The organism is Patescibacteria group bacterium, from assembly GCA_034660655.1.
GTDB lineage: Bacteria > Patescibacteriota > Patescibacteriia > JAACEG01 > JAACEG01 > JAACEG01.
This window is the reverse complement of the sequence record JAYEJU010000003.1, coordinates 5,266-10,244: the sequence shown is the minus strand read 5'-3', so window position 1 is coordinate 10,244 and position 4,979 is coordinate 5,266. Positions and strand designations below refer to the sequence as shown.

Genomic DNA, 4,979 nt, shown 5'->3' with positions numbered 1-4,979 from the left:
TTAAAAATTAGTATTAACATTATTATCAGCCAAAATATAATTGTTTAATTTATTCATAATAATTATAATATAGCATAAAATGTCAATATGCGATAGACTTAGTTTTGCGCAGATGAGAGCATAGGCAAATCTATATATTTCATTTTGGCGTAACTATACTTTATAGGCTGTTTTTAAAAAATATTTTTTAAAAAAAATTATTTAACCAAATCATCTAATTTAATATTATATAATGTTCTTTTAATTTGTTTCCACAAAACCATCCAAACTTTTTTAGACAAACAATGTTTTCCAACACATTCTTCTCTTTGGCATTTTAAAGGCAAAAGCGGACCTTCTAAAATTTCAATGATTTTGCCTACTTTTATTTTTTTTGGATTTGAAGATAGAGTATATCCGCCGTTTCTTCCTTTATGGCTTTTTACTAATTTTTTTCTTCTTAATTCGCCAATCAATCTCTCTAAATATTTTTGAGAAATATTTTCCTTATGCGCAATTTCTTTAACGCTTTTAACTTTTGGAAAATCAAGCGCTAGATTAACCATTGCTTTTAGGCCGTACTCGGCTCTTGTTGAAAATTTCATATTTTATTTCCTACTATTTTAGTATATATTTATATTATTTTAAAAAATATTTTGTGTCAAATTCTGGACAAAATACTATAAATAAAATATAGTAAAGGCATGATTAAACAAAATAAAATTATTATTGACGCAAAACAAGCAGGAGTTAGAATAGATAAATTTTTAGTGAAAAAATTTACAAAATATTCCCGCTCTTTTTGGCAGTCTGCTATCGCGGATGGTTTTGTTTTATTAAATAAAAAAAACAAATCAACGCATTATAAATTAAGAACTAATGACATAATAAATATAAATTTTAAAAAAATAGACAAGATATTACAAAAAAAAGAAATTAGTTTAAAGCCTGACGAAAAGATTAAATTTAAAATTGTTTTTGAAAATAATGATTTTATTATTATAAATAAACCAACAGGACTTGTTATACATCCAACAGAAAGCTATCCAAAAAATACTTTAGTCAACGGTTTGTTGGCATATTATCCAAAAATAAAAAAAGTTGGGGAAGATCCTTTGCGTCCTGGAATTGTTCATCGGCTGGATAAGGGGGTTTCAGGGTTAATGGTCGTGGCTAAAAACCAAGAAATTTTTTTGCATTTAAAAAATCAATTTAGTAAACGAAAAGTAGAAAAAAAATATCTGGCTTTAGTTTACGGAATAATAAACAAAGACAGCGGAGAAATTGATTTAAAAATTGGACGCAATAAAAATGGAATAATTACAACAGGAACAACAGAAAACTACAAAGAAGCCAAAACTTTGTTTTTAGTAATTGAGCGGTTTAAAAATTTCACTTTTTTAAAAATTCAAATTTTAACAGGAAGAACCCATCAAATTAGAGTGCATTTAAAAGCAATTGACCATCCTATTGCTGGAGATGATATTTATTATTTAAAAAAATATCAAATATTTAATCTTTTTGGATTAAAAAGAATTTTTCTTCATTCTTCTAACTTGGGATTTAAAGATAAAGCAGGTAAGCAATTTAATTTTGAAGAAAAATTGCCCTTGGAGCTGAAAAAAATGATCCGCCAGCTGGCGGAAAAAAAATAAAATTATGCTAAAAAAGAAAAAAAATAATATTTTTATAATTTCAGGGCCGTCAGGCGTTGGCGAAGATTCAATTATTGACGGACTTAAAAAATATTTAAACATAGAAAGAGTAATTACAACAACTACCAGAAAAATGAGGCCTAATGAATCACAAAAAAATCCTTATTATTTTATTTCTAAAAAAGAATTTAAAAACCAGATTAAAAACAATTTGTTTTTTGAATATGCGAAGGAATATAATGATAATTTTTACGGAGTAACAAAAAAAGAAATAGAGCGAGTTAGGAATTGCGATAAAATCGGAATTTGGAAAATAGAATACAAGGGCGTGATTAGTGCGAAAAAAATAATGCCTGGAATTATCGCCATTTTTATAAATACGTCTTCTCTTGATATTTTAGAAAAAAGAATTCGTAATAGGGGCAATGCGAATGAACAATACGTAAAAGAAAGGATTGAATATACAAAAAAATGGTTAAAGCATTTAGATATTTATGATTATACTGTTATAAATTATGAAAATAAATTAAATCAAACAATAAATAATGTAAAAAAAATTATTTTGTCTGTCATTGCGAAAAAAGAGTGAAGCGACTGACCCCGTTATTTGACGGGATAGGCTTCGTAATCCTATGAATATAAGCGTTAATCCTTGAAATTGCTTTGTCGCTCCTGCGTCGCTTATCGCAATGACATTTTTGGATAGCCAAAAATAAAATAAAACAAAAACTGTGCTTAATAACACAGTTTTTGTAATCTCGAAATATATTAAGTGATAATATATTTTAAAATCTTCTTGGACGATCTTGCATTTTTTGCCTATGGCAATCTCTGCAAAAAAGCTCCTTGTCTCCACTTGGCTCAAACGGCAATTCAGTGATTTTAGCCCCGCATTCTGAGCAGGTCCAATCGCCTTGAAACATTTGTCTGCTGCCTCTATCATTTCTACCTCCGCCAGAGTAGCTGTTTCTCCTTTTTGCATGACAATCTCTGCAAAAAAGAGCTCCTTTTCCGTTTGGCTCAAACGGCAATTCAGTGATTTTAGCCCCGCATTCTGAGCAGGTCCAATCGCCTTGAAACATTTGTCTGCCACCGGAATAATTTGTATTTTCCATTTTTTTTCGATTAATTGAATTTCATTAATAATAAAATTCAAATTGATTAATTATGTTAAATATTATACACGACCTTAATTTTTTGTCAATACCAATTGAATTAATCGGAATTTTTTACTTCTTTTTCTTCAAGCTCTTGCCAAACTTTTGCTTTGATTTCTTTTATTAATTTTGGATTTTGCCTTAAATGCGCTTTAGCGTTTTCCCTTCCAACGCCTAATTTTTCATCTCCGTAGACATAAGAATTCCCTGATTTTTTTACAATGCCATATTCAACGCCTGTGTCTAAAACATCTCCTGAAATTGATATTCCTTCATTATACATAATATCAAAAGTCGTATTTTGGAATGGAGCCGCTACTTTATTTTTTACTATTTTCGCTTTTACCTGATTTCCAATAATTTTATCGCCTTTTTTTATTTGCGCGCTTCTGCGGACTTCGATTCTAATGGAAGAATAAAATTTTAATGCCATACCGCCTGTTGTTGTTTCGGGGTTGCCAAAAAATACTCCTATTTTTAAACGAATTTGATTTATAAAAATCAGCACAGTGTTAGTTTTTGCGATAATTCCAGTTAATTTTCTTAATGCCTGGCTCATTAAACGCGCCTGCGTTCCCATTTGCCGATCTCCCATTTCTCCTTCTATTTCTGTTTTAGGAACCAATGCCGCGACAGAATCAACAACGATTACATCAACAGCGTTTGAACGAACCAATGTCTCAACTATTTCCAATGCTTGCTCCCCCGTGTCTGGCTGGGAAATCAAAAGTTCATTTATGTTAATCCCAATTTTTTTCGCGTAATCAGGATCCAGCGCGTGCTCGGCGTCAACAAAAGCAGCCACACCTCCTATTTTTTGGACTTCCGCGACAATATGTTGGGCAAGCGTTGTTTTTCCAGAAGCCTCAGGTCCGTAAATTTCTATGATTCTTCCGCGTGGCACCCCTCCAATGCCAAGCGCGATATCAAGAGATAAGCATCCGGTCGGCACGGCATCAACTGATGTTTTTTTTGCCTCACCCATTTTCATTATAGAACCTTCTCCAAAACGCTGTTTAATTTGGCTAATTGCTTCTTCGGCAGCTTTTGATTTTTCACTTATATTTTTTTTCTCCTCCTTGTTTTTTTCGCTTTTTGACATAAAAATAAAATTTAAAAATTAATTTATTTATCTATTATTTCACAACCAAAACTTTTCTAAAAATAATATTTGTTTTGCTGTATTTTTTGTTAGCTGTTATTTTTATAATATTAACCCCTGAACGCAGGCAAATATTTTTTGCGAAATTACCGTCAACATCAGTCAAAATATTTCTATCATTGATAGAAATATCAGCTCCCTTTTCTGTTATGCCTTTTATTTCTATTATTTGTTTTTCAACCACTAAATTATTCAGCGGATAAAATATTTCTATTTGCGGAGGATTAAAAATATTTTTTGCTTCAGCTCCAAGATAAGTAAAGCATAATAAAAAAGCGGCAACAACAGCGATATTTTTTAAAATTTTTGGAGTAATCACAAAACGAAGGTTAGAATAACAAAAAAAATTCTTAAATTTTATACTGCTTCTCTGTTTTTTAATATGTTGCGAATTTGTTATATGGTTAAATAAAAAATATTCGCGTTCCAAATTTTCCAAACAAGCGTCAACATCAAGCCCTAAAAAATCAGCGTATGTTTTTACAAAATTTTTAGTATAAATCTGTCCCGGCAATATGTTATAATTGCCTTCTTCTATAGCTAATAAATATTTTTTTTGAATATTAATGGCTTCTTCAGCATCTTCTATTCTAATATTTTGAGAAATTCTTTTATCACTCAATTTTTTGCCTAAAATATTATTTTGTTTTATTGATTCTTGAAAATTAAACATAAAGTTATCTATATTATAACCAAAAATTTATAATTATCAATTCTATTTTTCATTTTCCTCCTCATCCTTATCAACTCCAGCGTTTTCCAAACTCTCTCTCGGAATCAAAACCTGTCTTCCTTTCGCCCCGTCTGCCGGACCAACAACTCCTAAACTTTCCAATGCGTCAATAATTCCAGCAGCTTTATTATAACCAATCCGCATTTTTCTTTGCAAAAAAGAAATTGAGGCTCTTTCAGAATTAATAACAATTTCACGCGCTTCATTTATTAATTCATCGTTTTCCTCAAAATCACTGTCTAGATTTTCAATTCCATTACCTTGTCTCTCAATTATTTCCTCGTCATATTCAA

At 30.4% G+C, this 4,979-nt stretch carries 7 protein-coding genes; 2 read left to right on the top strand and 5 right to left on the bottom strand.

From position 1 onward, the window contains the following. Positions 1–197: 197 nt before the first annotated feature. The gene (locus tag U9O55_00125) at positions 198–584 is read right to left on the bottom strand and encodes an Rrf2 family transcriptional regulator (protein ID MEA2088239.1); all 387 of its coding nucleotides are present in this window, start codon (positions 582–584) and stop codon (positions 198–200) included. A gap of 99 nt (positions 585–683) precedes the next feature. Between U9O55_00125 and U9O55_00120 the strand changes: the two genes are divergently transcribed. Further along, the gene (locus U9O55_00120) at positions 684–1,634 is read left to right on the top strand and encodes an RluA family pseudouridine synthase (protein MEA2088238.1); all 951 of its coding nucleotides are present in this window, start codon (positions 684–686) and stop codon (positions 1,632–1,634) included. A gap of 4 nt (positions 1,635–1,638) precedes the next feature. Further along, positions 1,639–2,223: a guanylate kinase gene (locus tag U9O55_00115; GenBank protein MEA2088237.1), complete on the top strand. Its 585-nt coding sequence runs from the start codon at positions 1,639–1,641 to the stop codon at positions 2,221–2,223. Positions 2,224–2,419: 196 nt separating this feature from the next. Here the strand turns inward: U9O55_00115 and U9O55_00110 are convergent, their stop codons facing one another. The 4 genes from U9O55_00110 to U9O55_00095 form a co-directional block, all read right to left on the bottom strand. After that, entirely contained in the window at positions 2,420–2,749 is a 330-nt protein-coding gene (locus tag U9O55_00110; protein MEA2088236.1) for a CxxC-x17-CxxC domain-containing protein, read from the bottom strand. Positions 2,750–2,849: 100 nt separating this feature from the next. Further along, positions 2,850–3,893: a recombinase RecA gene (gene recA / locus U9O55_00105; protein ID MEA2088235.1), complete on the bottom strand. Its 1,044-nt coding sequence runs from the start codon at positions 3,891–3,893 to the stop codon at positions 2,850–2,852. Positions 3,894–3,927: 34 nt separating this feature from the next. Next, entirely contained in the window at positions 3,928–4,626 is a 699-nt protein-coding gene (locus U9O55_00100; GenBank protein MEA2088234.1) for a helix-turn-helix domain-containing protein, read from the bottom strand. A gap of 42 nt (positions 4,627–4,668) precedes the next feature. Next, on the bottom strand, positions 4,669–4,979 hold a 311-nt coding region (locus U9O55_00095), incomplete at its 5' end, for a DNA translocase FtsK (protein MEA2088233.1).